Source organism: Nostoc sp., from assembly GCF_036917195.1.
Classification (GTDB): Bacteria; Cyanobacteriota; Cyanobacteriia; order Cyanobacteriales; family Nostocaceae; genus Nostoc.
Genome location: NZ_JBALDG010000010.1, coordinates 1 through 19,195, shown reverse-complemented (window position 1 = coordinate 19,195; position 19,195 = coordinate 1). Strand labels below are relative to the sequence as shown.

Sequence of the window (19,195 nt, the reverse complement as noted above, 5' to 3'; positions counted from 1 at the left end):
TGGATGCGGCAACGTTGGCATGAATTTAATCGCTTTCGTGATTGTGTCGATGCCGCATTCAAACAATGTCCTAACGTATTTGCGTAGGGCTATACTATGCACTACTACCAAAGTAGTAACTATAAAGTCAGTGCTAAAAAAGTATAAAATAGTTAAAGGCAAAAGAAGTACTCTACTCAAGTAAGTTTTTACCGTTTCTTAAAAAAGTAAGTGTAGGCAGTACTTTTATCTGCATCAGTAGTCTAAGCCACAGCCGTCAAACTCACGTTAATTTATTTTTAAGATCAGGTGAGTGTAAACGCTAGCCCTTCATCAACCAGGTATTCAAACTTACAGGTGCTTGCACTTGGGACAAAATCTGTTGCAGCTCATCGCCTTCTAACACCTCTTTCTCTAACAGGAATTGGGCTGTAGATTCTAGTAAGTCACGGTTGAGTTGCAGAATTTTCAACGCCATATCGTGGGCTAGATCAATGTTCTGTTTGACTTGGCGATCAATCTCCACCGCAACTTCCGGACTAATCGAGCGACGAGAACTGCTGCCTTGCAGAAATTGTGCTGAATTCTTTTCAAAGGCGATTGGTCCAAGGGTATTGCTCATACCATATTGCGTTACGGCACGCTCGGCTAAATCAGTCGCTTTCTGAATGTCGTCACTAGCTCCGGTAGAGACTTTGCCCATAATAATTTCCTCAGCGGCTCGTCCGCCCAGCAAGGTCGCAAGTTGCCCACGTAATTCATCTTCTAGCAGCAAGAAGCGATCGCCCTCTGGCATTTGCAGAGTATAACCCAATGCTCCCAATCCACGAGGCACAATGGAAATTTTGGAAACCTTACCGCCACCAGGCATGAGTGCGCCAACAAGAGCATGTCCAACTTCATGATACGTCACGATTTGCCGTTCTTGGGGAGTGAGAATCCGCGAACGCTTTTCTAATCCTGCAACCACGCGTTCGATGGCCTCTTTAAAATCTGCCATGAGAACCGCTTGGTGATTGTTACGAGCCGCCATCAGCGCCGCTTCATTGACGAGGTTGGCTAAATCTGCGCCAACAAAACCAGGGGTTTGGGCGGCGATTACCTCTAGATTCACGTCTTCACTAAGAATTACCGAACGAGTATGCACTAATAAGATTTCTAATCTGCCACTCTTATCAGGGCGATCTACCAAAACTTGGCGATCAAAGCGACCAGGACGAATTAAGGCAGGGTCAAGGATTTCAGGACGATTGGTGGCTGCAATCACGATCACGCCATTATTGCCATCAAAACCATCCATTTCTGTGAGCAATTGATTCAAAGTTTGTTCCCGTTCATCATTGCCGCCGACAACATTATTGCCGCGAGTCTTACCGATAGCGTCTAGTTCATCAATAAAAATAATACACGGAGCTTGGCGTTTAGCTTGGTTAAACAAATCACGTACCCTTGATGCACCTACACCTACGAAGACTTCAACGAATTCTGAACCCGACATACTTAGGAAGGGAACCCCGGCTTCGCCAGCAACAGCCTTTGCTAAAAGGGTCTTACCCGTTCCAGGAGATCCGACCAAAAGTATACCCTTGGGGATTTTCGCGCCAATTTTACGGTACTTTTCACCATTAGACAGGAAGTCAACAACCTCTTGAAGTTCCTGCTTGGCTTCATCTGCACCTGCTACATCTAAAAAGGTCGTACCTATCTTTCCCCGGTTATAGACCCGCGCATTACTTTTACCCATCTTCATGCCAATGCCTACACCACCACCCGCATTGCTAAATTTCAAAAGCCATGCAAACGCACCAACCAGTATCCCACTAGAAACAAGTATGCCGATGATGCCTGCGGTGTTCGCAGAGTTATCACCAAGAGTAATGAATTCTACATTATGGCTTTGCAACAAGCTTCTGAGATCCTCTATTTGTCCAGAGGGGTCGGTATAGTAGCGCTGGCTGCCAAATTCTGGTTTGAGGATATATTCAATACAATCTGGCTTAATTGTAACCTGTTGCACCTGCGAAGATTTGACCTGCTCAATAAACTTGCTGTAGGCCGATTGTGAACTGGTTTCCGTCTTCATAGAACCGATTCCTAGTGGGGGCGAAGGGAACATTAAGAAGTCCCAAATCTAGATTTCTTGCACACATTCGGACTTCTTACTGTCTTGATTCTCCTGCAACACATGTTTAAGGCGATAGATGGGATTACTACACTATTTTTAGGGTTTTCCGAATGAGTTCGCAGTTGTAGGTTTATTTTACTAGGAAAGGAAATGATCGAACAAAAAAATTATCCTGTATACGGGTCTATGATAACCAGTAGATGAATGGCAATTACATTATGGCTTCAACTACTTATTTCCAAAACTCAGTGCAATTACTAAAAATTAGACTCGGCGGGAGCAATGCGATTTTGTTAGGTAGGCCCAAAAAGAGAGCGAGCACCGATTTGTCTTCTCAGAGCTAAGAAATATTGGGAATATCTCACAAGGAGAAATTCTACTATAAACACTTTTACTTTATCTTAAAGCAACTGGTTGGGCATCAATTCGAGTACGGAACAGACTGTAAGGTTTCTGGCGTAGGTCTTTTCCTTGGTGATATCTGGCTTGACGATGTAGCTGATTAGCTGTGAAGTAGAGATAACCATCTTTTGCAACTGAGAGAGTATCCGGCCAAAGAACACGTGGGTCATGAATCAGGGGTTCAATCATCCCCCACTCGTTACGGCGAAAAATAGCGTTTTGCTCATAGTTTGTCAGATATACTCGGTTATTCGCATCTGATTCAAGTCCATCAGAACCCCCGCCCTTATCACCATGATCTTCGACTGTTGCTGCAACCTGTGCATCACTCATTTGTTCATTGGAAAGTGCATCAACGCTAACGCTGTAGAGTTTACGGCTAGCTAGAGGACAATAAAATAGACGCTTTCCATCTGCACTGATAGCAATGCCATCTGAACCTAACTTAATATAACTAGGGGGTTGGTTAAGTGGTCGGCTCATCAACGGTTGACCTTCAACACTAGGCAAAAAATTCGGCTCTGCCTTAGTAGAAGGATGATCATTCAGCCGTCGCCAACTTTTACCACTGGCTAAATCAACAACAATGATACCATTGGCACCTTTATCAGATGAGTCAGTAATAAACGCCATACCTGCTTCACCCCGCCGCAAGTCAAAGCGCACATCATTCAAATATGTGGTTGGTAAAGCAACTTCTTGGGGAAAAAGGATAGTTTTAAAGATCCGATTTTGCTTGAGGTCAACACCAATAAGTTTTGGACCACCGTAGGAAGTCGGTGCAAATTCGATGCTTCCAGTATCGAGAATCCAAAGACGGTCTTGTGGATCAACAACAACACTTTGAACAGAAACTAGTGATTTTGACTGTTCGCTGCTGTTAAGTTGATTGATTTGGGCATTCGGGTAGGCTACAGCATGACCATTCTTAATCTCTGCAACTGTAAAGTTTACTGAATCACCCCACCGGGGAAAGTTGACAAAAATACGCCCACTTTCAGATACGCTTACTCCTGTTAGCATTGAACCATTAAAAGCAGCAACTTGCTCTATATTGCCAATCCTCTTTGCTTGCGGTAAATTTCCACTACTTTTTGCCGCAAGCGATGGCATATAATAAGCCAGTACGATCGCACAACCAACTAATAACCCAAGAAGTACTTTTTGCGTTCTCAACAACTTTTTGCCTCTAACACCACTTGATCATGTTAAATAATTACTAATTTCTTAGACTCTAGCAAACGACAGATTCAATTAATTTCTTTTTTACAAAATACACTAGAGATTAAATGATTAGGCTAGGAAAAAGCTAGCTCTGACACTTGGATCATCCCTAAACAGTAATTCCTTTTGGCAAAAATTTTCAACAACTACCTATCGGCAAACTTTACACACTGAATTCTTTGTTAACAAAAGGTAATAGCAAGTTCAATCATATTAACGTGAGTTCGATAAGTGCTATATTAACTTTTCCTCCGACCCCTCTATTACCAACAGAGGGGAGTAAAACTGTAATTTAGCACTCACCATTGCCCCTACCGTTATCCAAACCTAACTCTGATGTCGGGGATCTCACTGAAATGCTTCTCCCTCAGTTTTCATGTGAATGACGAATTAGTAACAATTTTTTGATAGAGTGATGCTTTGTCAAAGGCTAGGAATCTCCATGTCGTCCCAGGTATCGCTCCCCCAATCACTCCACAAAGACCTACCCCTCACCGCTCTTGCGCCCATGCAGGATGTGACAAACCTCTGGTTTATGAAGGTGATTGCCCACTACGGCAGCCCTGACTACTTTTTCACAGAGTATTTCCGCGTCAATGATACCTCACGGCTCAATCGTAGCATTCTAGCAGCAATCACGGAAAACGACACGGGTCGCCCTGTTTTTGCTCAAATGATTGGCGAAAGCATTCCCGACTTAGTAAGAACAGCAATTGATCTGTGCCGTTATAATATCGCTGGAGTTGATTTGAACATGGGCTGTCCAGCACCGAGAATCTATCGCAAAAATGTTGGGGGTGGATTGCTGCTATATCCAGAAAAAGTAGATCGGATATTGGCAGAACTACGGCAGGCAGTCAATGATCGACCTTTGACGGTGAAGATGCGGCTAGGCTTTGAAAATACAGATACTTTTTACGAAATTCTAGATACAATTAATCGCCACAGCATTGATTTGTTGAGCTTGCATGGCCGCACGGTGAAAGATATGTACCACTCTTCAGTGAAATATGATTTAATCGCTGAAGCGGTCAAACGAGTTGATTGTCCAGTGCTCGCCAATGGCAATATTTACTCTGCTTTTGCTGCGCTTGAAGTGCTTTCTCAAACGGGCGCGGCGGGTGTAATGGTGGGACGCTGGGCGATCGGGAATCCTTGGATTTTTACTCAAATTCGGCAAGCTTTGCGCTTCGAGACAATCACGCCTGTTTATGCAATAGAGGTACGTAACTATATTGAGCGTTTATGGCAAACTCCAACCGCAGCAAATATGCCAGAGCGATCGCGCGTCGGCTACTTGAAAATGTTCCTCAACTACATTGCCCTTTTGGTTGACGTTGAAGGTGATTTCCTACGGCTGATGCGACAAACACAGACTGAGATAGAACTGTTTAACCTCTGTGATCGCTTTCTCCTTTCTGATAGTACGAAAACCTTAGCCCTAGCACCATACTCAGGCGTATAACTATAACGAACCAGATTGCCCGATGAATAAGTGCTAAAACTGCCCCGCAACGGAAATTTATGTTTTAAAGTGGGAAATAGTTTGATAAACAGCGTTTGTTAACAAACCAATGAAAATGTTTGGCTTAGTCCTGCCAGTCCTGTTGATACTAAGCACGCCTGCTATGGCAGTTGAGTTCAAAGGGCAAAATATTGATGGTAAAAAGCTGCCTGCTAAAGCTTACTATTATGCAACAGGTGGGGTTTATAAAGTTCAGGTAAGCTTTCACAACAAACGAGCGACAATTTTCTTTGCTGACAGGAACCAAATAACCATAAAGTTAAGAGGGCAGGTAATCACTGACTCAAACAATATTGAAGGTTTTGGAAAACTAGGGCAATATCCTGTAAATAATACATTCAGTGTTGGGTTGGTATATGGCAATGATTGGCCCGACAGCAGTAGTGGTCAATTGCAACAGTCCAATTCGCTAGATGGTTTATGGAAAATTAGTTTGGAGTGAATACCAATGTTGACTAATTTTCTACCATCGCAAGTTAATCAATTAACAGACCCAAAAGCGATCGCTTTCCTGCAAAGTATTCAAAGAATTGCTCTTGCAACCTCTGTGAGTCAATATCCAATCCTCACAACCTACATTCGTAAAGGTAGAGGAGTCACACCAATTGTGCTGCTGCACGGTTTCGACAGTTCTATCCTAGAGTTCCGTCTTCTGCTGCCATTACTTGCCGCTCAAAATGAAACATGGGCAATAGATTTGTTAGGTTTTGGATTTACACAAAGACACAAAGAAATAACCTATAGCCCAACTACAATCCGAATTCATCTCTACAATTTTTGGAAAACTTTAATCAACGGACCGATCATACTAGTAGGTGCATCGATGGGAGGTGCAACTGCAATTGATTTCACTCTTGCTTATCCTCAAGTTGTGAAATCACTAGTATTGGTTAATAGTTTAGGTTACACTACTTCTCCCACTTTTACCAAATACTTATTTCCACCTTTTGACTTTTTTGCTGTAGAATACCTTCGTCAACGCCACATTTTGGCATTAAAGTTAGCTAGGACTTTACCTAACTTTAATGCCAAAATACTTTTAGCTATTCAGTGCGCGATGCTACATCAAGAAATGCCGCTTTGGAATGATGCCATGATTTCTTATGTCAAAACTGGTGGTTATAGTGACTTGGCAAATAGAATTGTCCAACTTGACAAACCAACACTGATTTTATGGGGAGAAGCTGATAATATACTCCCACTGGGAGATGCAGAAAAATTTCAGCGAGACATTTCCAATTCTCAATTAATAAAGCTTAAAAATTGCGGTCATGCACCTCAACTTGAACAGCCTCTAATCACATCTCAACATATTTTACAGTTTTTGAATAATCGGGACTTTTAATTGGGTTTTAAGCCACTAATTACCATAGACGATTGTCTTTGCTGCTCGTAGTCGATTCCTATGATTAAAATATCGTGTTAGTATTTGTTCGCAATTTTTAATAGCATACCCTTTCTATGAATCAAGTTCGACCCCCTAAAGTTAGCGTTGCCCTGATTGGTTTGCTACTAGCAAGCGTATTTCATGCTACTCCCGTGCTGGGAGCTATTCTAACTAAACAAGAATTTTCGGGTGATTTTACCTTAGTCGATGCTAGCCCTTTCTTGGAGAACGTTTTGCCAGACACGAGTGAATATTCGGGATTTGTGGTTTATGCAGAGGATGGGACTTTGAACGATTGGGAGCTTAACGTCAGCAATCTAGACCTGAATTTGAATCCAGGCTCTACTAATGGCGGTGACTTAACCCGAAATGTCAATTTTGAGCTTGATTCTGGGTCAAATTGGAATCTAGCGGTTGATTTTGGCATTGCTTTTGATGCTCCTAGATATACCTTAGAAAGAACTTCAAGCTCGGAAATTAGCTTGACGGGTGAAGTGGGACGGGCAGGAACATACATCTATCAAGATTCTGCTGCCAATATTACCGTGAGTTCTTCATCTACATCCATACCTGAACCCACTTCCCTATTAGGTTTATTTTTTGGAGTCAGTGCAATTGCTGCCTCTAAAAAAGCTGGTGAGACTAAAGCTTAAATTTGGCTTAATATACACAAACCTGATCTGGAAATAAGAACCTTGTTTTTACCAAAGCCAGGTTCTTTATTTTAGCGTGAGTTCGGGATAAGAAAGGGGGCAAAACAGGTAGGCTGAAAGTGCTAAATTCTCATCCATCTGCTTGCCCTATGTTCACTAGATTTCTTGCATAAGTCGGGAAAAGGGTAAGGGGAAAGGTTTTTGTATTTTCCTCTCCCCTTTAACCTTTTCCCTTTGACCACAAGAGTGCAAAAAGCACTTTTGTAAGAGGTCTACTCTAGAAGAACTATTCTGTTGTGTCGATGACTTCTGTCAAACCTTTGAACCACAGTGGCAGCGCCAACTGTTGGTAATGGGCTGCAAAAAAGAAAGCGCAATGGCGTAACCGCCCAGCGTAGCTGATCGCAGTCTGTGTAAGAGCTAGATCATGACGATTGTGATCGGCTTTCATCAGTCTTGTTACCGGAATTTCAAAGCCTACTACCAGGATAAAGTACAGGTTCACTGGCTTGCATACTTCCCCGGTTTGGTCAGCTACCATCGCAATGCACGAATGGCAATAAACCCAAGAATATAGAAATTTTTGCTTTAAATCCTGCAAAAGCTCTATATAGGTTACTTCTCAAGAAAGATGAACACATGTAAAGCCCTTAATAACATGAAGCTCAGGCATCTCTAACTAGACGGACTATGCAAATCTAAAGCTTTGTATCAATAAAGAAACTCGTCAATCAGACAGCGTTCGCTAACATTAGAACGAGTGCTGTAGGAGTGATGTTAACCAATAATGACAGTACTTAAGGAGATTCAAATTATGAACAAGACGGAGCAGCAAATCGTGAAGCCGATTGAGTACAAGCAAACAGATACAGACTTTGCCAATGCCGAGCAGGCGATGCCTAAACCTCTGGTAATAGCAGGAACATCTGATGGCTTGCTGTTTATTGACTCCAAACAGTATGTAGAACTTGAAGGTTATTCCATCACTGCTCTTGCCTTGAGCCAGGATGGACTGTGGGCGATCGCCGATCGCAATTCAATATGGCATCGCGACCTTAACGGCAAGTGGCATCAAGTCACTGCGATAAATGATTTGCGATTGAACTGCATCCTGCCGATCGAGGGTGCGGTTCTGGTAGGAACGTCACAAGCTCATCTCCTACGCATTGCTGATGATGGAAGCACAAATCGGATCAATTGCTTTGAGGCGGTTGAGGGACGCTCCCAATGGTATACACCGTGGGGAGGGCCTCCAGATGTTCGCTCGATGGCAGTAGGTCAATCCGGCGAACTTTATGTGAATGTGCATGTCGGAGGCATTCTGCGCTCTGACGACCAGGGACAGTCATGGCAACCCACCATTGACTTTCATGCAGATGTTCACGAGGTACGAACCATTCCGGCTCGTCGGGATCTGGTGTTGGCGGCTACGGCTGAGGGGCTAGCGATTAGTCAAGATAGAGGGAACTCTTGGAGCTTCGATCGCACAAATCTACATGCTAACTACTCACGAGCCGTGGCAGTGTGTGGTGAGACAATTTTGATGACCGCTTCTATGGGCCCATCAGGTAACAAGGCAGCCATTTATCGCCGTCTACTTGATGAGCCAGGCACATTTGAGAAGTGTGAGCTAGGGCTACCAGAATGGTTAAAAGACAATATCAACACAGGAACTCTTGCCACTTTCAAGAGGAATATAGCTGCTTTCGGAACTTGTGATGGTCAAATCTTCTTCTCGAATGATGCTGGCTTGACGTGGAAGCAGATAGCAGCTTCTTTGCCTAAAATTCTTTGTGTAAATCTGATGTGACCCACTATTGAGTAAACGGAAAACTTTTGCGTTAGCATTCGCGAAGCGTCTCGTAGAGAAGCTCACCGTTCGCGCAGCGTCTCCAAGAGTTGGTATCGCTGTGTGATGAATACCTACTTAAGTAGACCTTTGTTTAAAATTGGTGATTTTAAGTACTAATTTTAAAGGGCATAGTGGCTCTGGTAACATCGCCTTTTCCTGCACCCTCGCAGACATTAGTGCAATTATCTTAACCTCTTACTGAGGGGCAGAAATAGACCTAATCGCATGTAACTTTCTAGAAAAAGGCTGAAACATACTTACCAAACTTGATATAAATCTTTCTGAGGAGGGACGGACTTACTCAAACCTCACGAGAATATGGAAAAAATAAGTTTGCTTGTTATAACCGATAAAACCTGTAGTCTGGAGTTAATAATAATGGCCGATGTGACAAATATAGCGACTAAGCTTGCCGATCTAAAGCTTTTTCAGAATGTTCTGTTGGAAAGTGAGCAAAAGTTAATAGCACAGACGGACGATAATACGATTTGTGAGCGGCTCGAAGGAATGATAAAGAGCGATCGCGAAAATCTCGGCATTATCGAAGCAGCTATTTCTAGATACGGTAACGCTGCAGAACCTCGCGACATTACTCAACAACATGCCCAGAAGGTAAGCCAAATGATGAGTGGTTCCGAGCTAACTCTGTATGACAAGTACTTACAGCTTGAGTTGCTAAAGCATCAACAGACAATGACCGGGCTGGTTCTACACAAGGTTGCCCAGTCCTTGAATGATGAGCTTCAAGATTTGATGGAACCGCTCAACCGAGTTAATTTTGAAAATCGCGCTCACCAAGAGATTCTTAAAGGTGTTCTTTACTTCGTCGGAACGCGAGAGATAGCCGGTAAAGAACCTGACATGGGTCTGTGGGCTAGCATTGAACAGGGAATTGCAGCCCTTAAGGGTGCTGTAAGTAGCGCGGTAAGCTAGTAGCAATCAGTGGCAGAGGTCCCGTCATTCATGGGAGCATAATAGATTCAAATGATTTATGCTACATTGAAGCATACTTTTGAAGAGTGAATCATCTCTAACTCAAAACAATTATCCCAATTAAGGGGATCTCAAATTTGCTGACTGAAACCTTTAATTACGCGACAGCTTTTTTCATAGTGAGCATCATTGTAACAGTAGTTACAGTGATGCTCACTTCTCAAGATAGAACTCAAATCCCAACTTTTAACCGAAAGCTGGTAAAACAATAGAAATCTGGCATACTGGCAGTAACTCTAACCCTTGTCCCGTCGAGTTTCGCTGTATGTTTGCATTTGATGCCTTGTCCGATACCCAATCATCAAAAGTTGGTAAAACTGAAAAAAGTAAGCCTGTTGTCTCCAGGCGTTCAGACGTGGTTTTTGAGAAGCAAGGGGTACCCCATTTTTGACAGGGTTAACGTGTAAACAAGCTTTTGATTCCACACCCACCGTCAGCGATCACGGATCATGAAATACTTTAGGTAGTCTTTGTCCTAGCCAAATATCTTGGCGAAAAGTACTGGCAAACTCCCACAGTAACTAGATGTTGGCACTTCGCTGTTATGCAGTGGATTAACGTTAAGAAACATCCGCACATTTAATTCTGGGTTCAAATCCATAGGTTCTGCCAGCGCTGTAAATAACTCTCGTGCTTTATGCCCCTTATCAATAGCAAAGCTGGAAATCAAAACACTTGTTTTGGCACTACTAAACAACTTACGCACCACAATGACAGTATCACGGCTTTGGGAACCAGCAATTTCTGGGCCAGTCCAAACTAAGTCAAGGCGTAGGCTTTGCCCGCCGTAGGCATCGCTTACAACTTTAGATGTACTTCGTTCTCCTGCCAAAAGCCGCAGCGTATAAGCAATATGCTGGGAATGTACGCCCATAACATTGAGGCGGTTAAGTTCATCAACTAGTTTCTGCAATCAGTAAGCATCCATGACAAGCAGCGCCGTGCAAAAATCTATCTTCTTGTTCAGCATCTGGTTGATGCTGGGCGCATACTGGATCGTTGCTATTTTCCTAGAATACAAGATATAGCTATGACTATTTGCGTCATCCCATACTGCGATCGCTAACTTTAATTCCAAAATCTGAATTTGCTTTGATAGCAGGAAGTATGAGAAAAAGGGCGTGAAATATTGAATTTTTTATAGCAAGAAAAATGCAAGCCTTAGCCTAAGAGCTAGTATACAATCTCAAAGAGTTAATGCTGACGCAATAGCAAAAAGATAATTTTGATGCCATGCTGGAGGTATGGATCATCAAGAGGACTATGGTTATGGTTACAGTCTTCAAAAAGAGCGCTTTCATGACCTGAAGTCCGTTCGCACAACAGGTTGAGTCAACACGATTCCTGCACTTTGTGTGCAACAGCTGCCTTTCTTTGCCCGTTCACGATTGAAGGAGTTTGCAATCGAGAAGTATTTGAGACGAAGGAAAGAAACGTGCTTGATTCCCACCCTCAGACCAGGGCAGAAACTGGTGATTGACAATGCCACCTTTGATAAAGGCGGACGCATTGAGCAACTGGTTAGGGCTGTAGGCTGTGAGGTGTGGTACTTACCACCCTATTCACCAGACTTAAACCGGATTGAAAAATGCTGGTCGTGAAAAGCCGTATTCCCAAACAACTAGAGCATTTTGAAACACTGCCACAAGCCATGGAGCATATCCGAAATTTAGCGTCCTAACCAACCTGGCGGTTGCTATACTTGCACCGCGTCATCCATGCCGTAGGCGTAGGTCATAGTTTTAGTTCCACCATTCAAATTAGATAGTACAATTGTATTATTAAGTTGATATAGAAAATTGAGTTATGCACCTTGTGTGGTTTCGTCGAGACTTACGTTTGGCTGACAACGAAATTGTCACCTTAGCATCTGCCAATAATGCCGCAATTTTACCATTCTTTATCATCGACCCTTGGTTTTATCAGTGGGTCGATGTAGGTAAAGGGCGGGTGCGGTTTTTGTTTGAGTCTTTAGAGAATCTAGATAGTAATTTAAAAAAATTAGGTAGCAAATTAATATTATTTGAAGGTAATTCTATAGAGATTATACAAGAATTAACTCAACAATTAATACAGCAGGGACATAGACCAAAACTCTACTTAAATCGTGATGTACAAGTTGAGTATGGTGTTAGCCGAGACAAGGCTATCGTTCATTTTTATCAACAGCTAAATCTTAATTATCACATTGGATTAAATAATTTTTTACAATCGGAAGATAAACGTGAGCATTGGTATAGCGAGTATTACACATACCAAAGACAACCTATTTACCCAAAACCTATTAGTATTAATACTCCGTCACTGTCTTTAAATATTCTCCAGCTGACATTTACAGAATTAAAACAAAAGTATTCAGCCTTTTGTCAGACAGAACAGATATATTTTCTTGGTGGAGAAACACAGGCACAAGCTACATTAAATTCATTTCTTCAAAGTAGATTTAATGGTTATCATTGGAAACTTTCACGCCCTTGGTTAGCACAGCAAGGAGCAACATCGCATTTATCACCACATCTGACTTTTGGTACAATTTCAACTCGCATTGTTTACCAAGAAACTAAGGCGAGGGCAGCAGAACTTACAAATCAGCCCAAGGCAGAATTTTCCTTAAAAGCATATCGTGACCGCTTACGCTGGCATGATAGTTTTACACAGCGTCTTTATTTTTATCCAGAAATAGCTTATCAAAACCGCTACCCAGAATTTGATGAATGGTATACACCCCTAGAGCTACGATCACAAAAGCAAGAACTGTTTCAGGCATGGCAAGAAGGGTTAACAGGCTTTCCCCTGGTAGATGCAAGTATGCGACAACTAAAAACTATGGGTTGGATGAACTTTCGCATGAGGGCAATGTGTGCAACGTTTTTAACTATCAACTGTGGTATTTCCTGGCATCACGGCGCTAGACATTATATGAACTATTTAGTAGATGGAGATTTAGCAATTGATAATTGGCAGTGGCAAATGCAATCAGGTGTTACTAATCCGTTTAGTGATACTTTTCGCATATATAACCCAAATAAGAATATTCCGGAAAAAGACCCAGACCTCAAATTTATTTACTATTGGATAAGCGAACTAAAAGCTTACAGTCTACCAGAAATTATTCAAGGTAAATATATTGGCATTAGTTCTTATCCACAAACTATTTTAGATTGGGCTAAAACCCGCAAAGTTAACGGTAAAATCGTCTCTGACCTTCGGAAAAAAGTAAGAGAAAGGTTAACTCTCCAAGGTGGAACAGAATATGAAAGTGCAGTTGCAGCTAAAGAAACAGTCAATAAATACTGGCAGCACAAAGATAGACAGTACAAAGAATTCAAGGAATTAGAGGCAGAACTAGAGTAGTTAAACAGAATTCTCTGCAACAAAAGTGAAATACCCTGAATTTAATAAACCAATAGCGCTTACCTCTAGTTAGATGGGCGCTAATATTATTTGTAGCAACGTTTACAAGTTGCCTTTGGTGCAATGTCTACGGCAGGCTATGACGCTCCTGCGTCGCTCTATGCGTTGGCGCAGCCTCTCGAAGAGAAGGCTTTACGCTACGCTATCGGTGTCGCCTTTCTGAAAATCAAGCGAGGAAAAGTTGGGAAACTGCGATCGCTGACCACAGACTACCCATTGCCACCGACTCCAGCACAGATGCAAGCGATTTTTTCGATGACTTCAATCCTTTTATCAGAATGTAATTTTCACATTACAACTAGGATCAGAAGCCCTGCTTTTATCAAAAACGAACCTAGCAGCGACGCTTCCAAAACCTCGTGAATAGCTGCCACCCAAGTAATGCCATTGATTATCTTGGATGCCTGCATCTCCGGTATAGAATTTTTTAATGGGTAGGGTTCCTCCATCACTATAACCAACATTTGCTTTATTCCCGCCTTTATTACTTCCCTTGTTAATTTTATAGGAGACTTCTATTATTGAGCTTGCATTTCTTCCGATGCCTTGATTGTAATCGACTCGAATTGTGCCTGTAAAACCTTTAGCACTACATGAATAGTTACGAGTAACTGCCTCAGCAGTTGCTGGAATCAAAGCAATGCTACTGCAAGCAACTGCTGACGCAGCAGTACCAATAACAAAACGGTTTGTTGCCTTTCTAATTTGACGAGCAGTCAAACTATTAACCATTAGAGACTTCCTTTTTCTTCTAAGTGCTGTTGTGAAATAATAATTTATCTATTCAAACTTAATATTATCCCAAAGAGTACTATTAATATAAGGTAAATAGCAGTATGGTAAGCTGATGCTTAAAAAAAGATAAAGCATCGTTATGACGGTCGGTTAGCTCTCAATGCTGTTCGGTTAAGCCTTATGCAGTGCTGTGAATAGCGAAAGTTCGTTTCTCACCCTTAGAACTACTTTCTCTATGCTTTCTTTTTCGAGATGGAAACTTCGCTCTTGTTTTCTTGACAACTCTGGGATTACTTCTACCCTGCCTTACCGGAATCTTGCAGTCTAAAATCTCTGCCATCAACCAGCTCAAAAAAAGGGGATTTCCTCTGGTGCGGATTGTTGAAATTGTGCCATTGCTCGGCGCACAACTCTGAGAGTGCCTGTAAATCCCAAACATAACGGTGATAAGCCTTGCTGTTGAGCCGCTTGAAACATCAAAGATACTCAAGATAATGTATTACTAACCGAATTGAGTATTTCAGCATTTCTTCGGTTTTGGAGTAACAAAAAGTTTTGCGATGTAATCGAGTAAGATAATGCGGAGCCGGAGACGCTCCGCCTCCGGTCTTAAACGGCTATTTTCACCTTGATGTATAACTGCATCAATTTCTGGCGCTGTGGTTTGCTATGTTGTAACGCTTCATAAATACTTGGGCACTTGCGCCTAAATACTGGTGATAGTGATAAATCTGCCAAACTGTAAGCATTACGGGTTAGAAGTATGGCATTTGTTAATTCAAAAGTCACATCATGCGCTTTACCTAGATGCTTGTACACAGCTTGACGAAATTCTTCTAGTTTGGCACGTTTCATATTAGCAGGCGAGAGTTGGTGGTTCAACTCTGGTGCTTCTGCTAATAGCGGGTCTGTGTTCAATCACACCCCCTATTTTTTTGTTTAAGTTCTACCATCTAGTCTAAACTCCAGTTGATCACCATCGACAAATATTTAAAAGTTTCTGAACTTCTATCTCCCAAAACCCAAGCTATAATCCCCGCAACGCGATGATTTACTACTGTCCACAACCAATGAGTGTTTTTTTTGAGCTAATAAAGGTTTCAAGTTCATCAAATAAGAGTAACTTCTGGTATTTCACTTCTATAAGGCGTATCTGGTAGAGTATTACCCACTTGTTTCACCCAATTTATAACAGTAGTATGATCTACTTTTTTAACTCTTTCTATGGCGCGGAAACCAGATCCATTAACGTACATTTCTAAGCACTCACTTTTAATATCTTCCCTGTACCCTTTCTGCTCATAAGATTCGATGAACTGACGTTTACAGTCTACACATATGTAATGCGTGTTTACCACGCTGCCGCCCATTCTTGCGAATATGATCTGATGAACATCTTGGACATTTCATAGCGATCGCTCGAATTCATATTTCTATTCTGCAACGCCATTTATTTTTCTAATTTCTACTAGGTCATTAAAGGTTTTTTCATCATGGCAGTGTCGATGTAATAGTTGAAGGTTTTCGTTCCCATCATCCATATTTGAATCCTTTAGGACGTGCCTATCCACCGGGTAAGAGTAGTGCGCCATCTCGGTCAGCAAAACCGGATGGACTCTATTATGTCGGTTCTTTCCCACCCAGGCGGTTTAGAAGATAATTCCAATCTGCTTATTCCCCCTGGAGCCTGCTAATGATGGTTAAACAGCACTTTGCCTGTTCTACCCATAGGATTCTTGCTTGCAGTATACGCTTTTAGCAATTACCGCATTAACTGCTTTCACCCCCGCTTCACGCCTTTGATAATCAGTCTCGGACGTGGGGGCTACCAAAGTTTTATCCCTGGTAGTTTGTGTGCTTTTAATCCCGCACCGGGACAGTAAGACTTAGTTTATTGTGAGGTAGGTTATGATTTTGGTGTAAGCCTCTATCCCTGTTGCCTCTCTAGTTTTCTTAGCTTGTGGCTTAATTAGATTTCCTCACCTACATGGATAATGAGTTGTCATTTGTTGAGGATTAAAGTGCGAACTCAACCCAGGATGGGTTACCCAACAAAAGCCAGCCATCCCTAAGTATTACTACTTGTTTTTGACTGAACGAATCGCACAGCCCGCCGCAGGCATCGCCTGCCTAAAAATTCTGTTTCCGACCCCAATTTTGGCTATATTTTAAGTATGATTGCTTATTGACAAATTGTATATAATCTTAACCTCTCACGAATGGGTAGTATGCGCTTTGAGCGTATATTGCTGGACTCAGTAAGTCTTGCAAATGTTTGCTAATGGCTTCGTTATCCGCTTGTGGGGTGTTGCGACGACAAACATGGTCAAGGTTTCTCGCTTTTTTGGTTGGCATTACTTTGAGCCAGAAGACTTATTCTGACCAGTTTCTCAGCTTTTTGAATCGCTTTATACTAGCTCTTGACAAAACCTAAAAAACCTTAACTTGTTACGAATCCGGCTACAGTCTTGCTAGGCTACGCCCTCTTCTAGTCCTGCCCGCCGACGTGTGATCTTAGCCAGAGCTGACCAGTCCTTGGAACCTAGTCCCTGATCGACCGCTTTGTTTAGGTTTTCTCGCACAATTTCCGCAGCAGGCAACACAGTATGCTTTGCTTTGGCTGCATCAAGCGCTAGATTCACGTCTTTGAGTCCCAAGGTCAACTTAAACCCTGGTTCGTAGCTGTTGCTGGCAATATTATTGCCATAGCGCTTGTAGCTCGGACTCGCGAAAATTGTGTTCGTGACAACCTCGAGAAAATCGCTCGCCTTCAAACCGTAGCTTTCAGTCAGCGCTGTAGCTTCGCCCATCGACTCAATGGCAAGCGTAATCATCATGTTGGCCGCGATCTTCGTCACGTTGGCGTACTTGGGATCATCGCCGAGGTGCCACGTCTTCTGACCCAGAGCGTTGAAAAGGGGCTGAACCGTTGCAATCGCTTCAGCGTTACCCGCTGCGATAATATTCAACTCACCCTTTGCGGCTACGGCAGGAATACCGAGAACTGGGGCGGCGACGTAAGCAATCCCCGCGCTACGGTGCAGATCGTGTAATTCTCCAGAGAGGGCGGGTGAAATCGTTGCCATCATGATGTGGATGCAGCCTTTGCGTGCAGAATCGAGTGCCTTTGAGTCAAGGAGCACACTACGAACTGCTGTATCATCCGACAGCATGGTAATAACGGCATCGTTCTCAAACGCGGCAGTTGGCGATGGCAGTACCGTGACACCTTCGAGCGATTTAGCCGCGTCCAAGTTGCGATTCCACACCTTCACGCTATGACCTGCTTTGATCAAATTTGGCACCATTGCAGCACCCATGCTCCCGATTCCAATAAAACCGATATTCATCGCAATACCCTCCAAAAGTGCTTTTTATCAAAGACTCGCGAATCCGAGTGCCGAGTTTGTTGTCGTGAACCAACTGTCATCTTCACTTAACATGTTAGGACAAAACTTGGAACCTGAAAAAACTGTTTTGACTGGTTCCAAATATACCACATCGACTTGATTCTGGAACTGGTTATACTAGTTTCATGCGTCAATCTGTCCCTACCAATCACCTAACACCCGCCGATTTAGCATTCCGATTCACTCCTGGTCGCTTGTCACTGAACCTCATCGCCACCATCGGTGAACGCGGACACCGTGATATCGAGCGACTATTGATACCCGCCGATTTCGCCCGATGGTGCCTCGATGCCGGACTAATGTCGGACGCTTCGGATGTTAGTCCGAAGGCGCTAAAGTCTGCAAAGAGGCTTCGGGAAGCTATGTACCAGACTGTGCAATCGCTCCGCTGCCATCACGTTCCCAACCCAGTAGACATCAAGACGATCAACGCTTGGGCTGCCCGATCGCCAGCGGTGCTCCAGCTCAACCCGGACGGGCGAAGTGTCTCATGGACTGCAGTTTGTTCTGTAGATGCCGCCCTCGCCTTGATCGCACGCGACGCGATCAACTTGTTCTCAAGTTCTTTGTTAGAGCGGATTAAAGCCTGCGCTAACCCTGAGTGCGCGATGCTCTTCATGGACACTTCACATTCCGGTCTACGCAGATGGTGTGCAATGACTGGTAACGGTTGCGGCAATCGTGCAAAGAAGACCGCCTTCCGCCAGCGCCAACGGAACGCTCCCCTACTTGAATCTAACTTTTCCCGTTAAGTCGTGAAACAACGAAATAGTAAAGGTTTCAGACAATAAATTATTATCAATAAATTAAGATTAATGACAATGAATCACGAGAGAACAGGGCTTTGGGCTAGGGGTAGAGTAAGCGTAGGCGTAGCCCGTCGTAGACATCGCTCAATTAAGCAGATAACGGGAAAAGTCAGATGCTAGGAGAGGGATAAGAAAAAAAACTGTATTGCATAATAGCGGGAAGTGCTGTAAAGTCTAGTAATTCTATAGAACTCTCCCAAACGGAACTCAAGAAACTCCTTGACAAACGGGCGAAAACGAAAACTGAACGACACCAGCAGCGCTTGGCTGAATTGTCTTGTCCCTATGAAGTTGAAGTTACACCGGATTTAGTCGAGAAGGATAATAACAGCTGGTATCTCCAACTACGGATGCACTACTATTTGACACTGGGGCAATTTTTGACGAACCGTGATACTAAATGGGCAGCAGCGTAATTGGAAGCAGGGGGAAAATTCTATTTGTTAGACAGATTTTAACTCTAGGCAACTATTACCTGCTGTGTTGTTACTCGAAAGCTTGAATCTGTTGCAGTTTCTTACGCCAGACGTTCAGTTACGAGGATCTGACGAGAAGATGCTGGCCTTAAAGCATCGGCACGTTATCAAGAATTACTTTAATAGACTTGTCGCTAAATAAGAATAAAAAATTATGAAATGCTATTGTGGATTTCACTCTGGCAATTTATGCAGCCATCAAGTAGAAATT

Annotated in this window: 17 protein-coding genes and 3 pseudogenes; 9 read left to right on the top strand and 11 right to left on the bottom strand. The window is 42.9% G+C overall.

Translation table 11 applies throughout. The annotated features are described in order from the left end of the window. Positions 1 to 301 precede the first annotated feature (301 nt). Together ftsH and V7K40_RS02360 are read right to left on the bottom strand one after the other, a co-directional pair. Positions 302 to 2,062, bottom strand: coding sequence for an ATP-dependent zinc metalloprotease FtsH (ftsH, locus tag V7K40_RS02365; protein ID WP_334956355.1), 1,761 nt, complete (start codon positions 2,060 to 2,062; stop codon positions 302 to 304). Positions 2,063 to 2,500: 438 nt separating this feature from the next. Then, on the bottom strand, positions 2,501 to 3,685 hold the full coding sequence (locus tag V7K40_RS02360) for an L-dopachrome tautomerase-related protein (protein ID WP_334956353.1): 1,185 nt from the start codon (positions 3,683 to 3,685) through the stop codon (positions 2,501 to 2,503). Positions 3,686 to 4,172: 487 nt separating this feature from the next. Between V7K40_RS02360 and V7K40_RS02355 the strand changes: the two genes are divergently transcribed. The 4 genes from V7K40_RS02355 to V7K40_RS02340 all read left to right on the top strand — a co-directional run bounded on the left by V7K40_RS02355 (position 4,173) and on the right by V7K40_RS02340 (position 7,295). After that, entirely contained in the window at positions 4,173 to 5,195 is a 1,023-nt protein-coding gene (locus tag V7K40_RS02355) for a tRNA-dihydrouridine synthase family protein (protein ID WP_334956351.1), read from the top strand. A gap of 163 nt (positions 5,196 to 5,358) precedes the next feature. Next, positions 5,359 to 5,697, top strand: a complete 339-nt coding sequence (locus V7K40_RS02350) for a hypothetical protein (protein WP_334956349.1) — start codon at positions 5,359 to 5,361, stop codon at positions 5,695 to 5,697. A 6-nt stretch (positions 5,698 to 5,703) separates the two neighbouring features. Beyond that, a complete protein-coding gene (locus V7K40_RS02345; protein WP_334956347.1) occupies positions 5,704 to 6,600 on the top strand; it encodes an alpha/beta hydrolase in 897 nt (298 codons plus the stop codon). 116 nt (positions 6,601 to 6,716) lie between these two features. Continuing rightward, positions 6,717 to 7,295, top strand: a complete 579-nt coding sequence (locus tag V7K40_RS02340) for a PEP-CTERM sorting domain-containing protein (protein ID WP_334956346.1) — start codon at positions 6,717 to 6,719, stop codon at positions 7,293 to 7,295. 286 nt (positions 7,296 to 7,581) lie between these two features. On the opposite strand, the gene V7K40_RS02335 is transcribed toward V7K40_RS02340, so the two are convergent. Next, the gene (locus V7K40_RS02335) at positions 7,582 to 7,836 is read right to left on the bottom strand and encodes a hypothetical protein (RefSeq protein WP_334956344.1); all 255 of its coding nucleotides are present in this window, start codon (positions 7,834 to 7,836) and stop codon (positions 7,582 to 7,584) included. Between the two features lie 273 nt (positions 7,837 to 8,109). Here V7K40_RS02335 and V7K40_RS02330 point away from each other — a divergent pair, with 273 nt between their 5' ends. After that, on the top strand, positions 8,110 to 9,105 hold the full coding sequence (locus tag V7K40_RS02330) for a hypothetical protein (protein WP_334956342.1): 996 nt from the start codon (positions 8,110 to 8,112) through the stop codon (positions 9,103 to 9,105). Between the two features lie 360 nt (positions 9,106 to 9,465). After that, entirely contained in the window at positions 9,466 to 10,080 is a 615-nt protein-coding gene (locus tag V7K40_RS02325; protein WP_334956340.1) for a hemerythrin HHE cation-binding protein, read from the top strand. Between the two features lie 535 nt (positions 10,081 to 10,615). On the opposite strand, the gene V7K40_RS02320 is transcribed toward V7K40_RS02325, so the two are convergent. After that, on the bottom strand, positions 10,616 to 11,053 hold the full coding sequence (locus tag V7K40_RS02320; RefSeq protein ID WP_334956338.1) for a hypothetical protein: 438 nt from the start codon (positions 11,051 to 11,053) through the stop codon (positions 10,616 to 10,618). Positions 11,054 to 11,381: 328 nt separating this feature from the next. Here V7K40_RS02320 and V7K40_RS02315 point away from each other — a divergent pair. Both V7K40_RS02315 and V7K40_RS02310 read left to right on the top strand, forming a co-directional pair. Beyond that, positions 11,382 to 11,821, top strand: a pseudogene (locus V7K40_RS02315) (transposase); the annotation flags it as partial. A 125-nt stretch (positions 11,822 to 11,946) separates the two neighbouring features. Then, the gene (locus V7K40_RS02310) at positions 11,947 to 13,494 is read left to right on the top strand and encodes an FAD-binding domain-containing protein (RefSeq protein ID WP_334956336.1); all 1,548 of its coding nucleotides are present in this window, start codon (positions 11,947 to 11,949) and stop codon (positions 13,492 to 13,494) included. Between the two features lie 333 nt (positions 13,495 to 13,827). Here the strand turns inward: V7K40_RS02310 and V7K40_RS02305 are convergent, their stop codons facing one another. From V7K40_RS02305 to V7K40_RS02275, 7 genes and pseudogenes are all read right to left on the bottom strand, one after another. Continuing rightward, positions 13,828 to 14,286 carry a hypothetical protein gene (locus V7K40_RS02305; protein ID WP_334956334.1) on the bottom strand — a complete coding sequence of 153 codons (459 nt, stop codon included), beginning with the start codon at positions 14,284 to 14,286 and terminating at the stop codon, positions 13,828 to 13,830. A 351-nt stretch (positions 14,287 to 14,637) separates the two neighbouring features. Further along, a complete protein-coding gene (locus V7K40_RS02300; RefSeq protein ID WP_334956332.1) occupies positions 14,638 to 14,766 on the bottom strand; it encodes a hypothetical protein in 129 nt (42 codons plus the stop codon). Then, positions 14,766 to 14,870, bottom strand: a pseudogene (locus V7K40_RS02295) (IS1 family transposase); the annotation flags it as partial. The gene V7K40_RS02300 and the pseudogene V7K40_RS02295, both read right to left, overlap by 1 nt. Before the next feature lie 28 nt (positions 14,871 to 14,898). Continuing rightward, the gene (locus V7K40_RS02290) at positions 14,899 to 15,207 is read right to left on the bottom strand and encodes a hypothetical protein (protein ID WP_334956330.1); all 309 of its coding nucleotides are present in this window, start codon (positions 15,205 to 15,207) and stop codon (positions 14,899 to 14,901) included. A 74-nt stretch (positions 15,208 to 15,281) separates the two neighbouring features. Continuing rightward, positions 15,282 to 15,699: pseudogene (locus V7K40_RS02285) on the bottom strand (IS1 family transposase); the annotation flags it as partial. Between the two features lie 23 nt (positions 15,700 to 15,722). Next, positions 15,723 to 15,881: an HNH endonuclease gene (locus tag V7K40_RS02280; RefSeq protein ID WP_334956328.1), complete on the bottom strand. Its 159-nt coding sequence runs from the start codon at positions 15,879 to 15,881 to the stop codon at positions 15,723 to 15,725. 879 nt (positions 15,882 to 16,760) lie between these two features. Beyond that, complete coding sequence (locus V7K40_RS02275) at positions 16,761 to 17,639, bottom strand: NAD(P)-dependent oxidoreductase (protein WP_334956324.1); 879 nt, start codon at positions 17,637 to 17,639, stop codon at positions 16,761 to 16,763. A 1,132-nt stretch (positions 17,640 to 18,771) separates the two neighbouring features. Between V7K40_RS02275 and V7K40_RS02270 the strand changes: the two genes are divergently transcribed. Continuing rightward, positions 18,772 to 18,924: a hypothetical protein gene (locus V7K40_RS02270; protein ID WP_334956322.1), complete on the top strand. Its 153-nt coding sequence runs from the start codon at positions 18,772 to 18,774 to the stop codon at positions 18,922 to 18,924. Positions 18,925 to 19,195 lie beyond the last annotated feature (271 nt).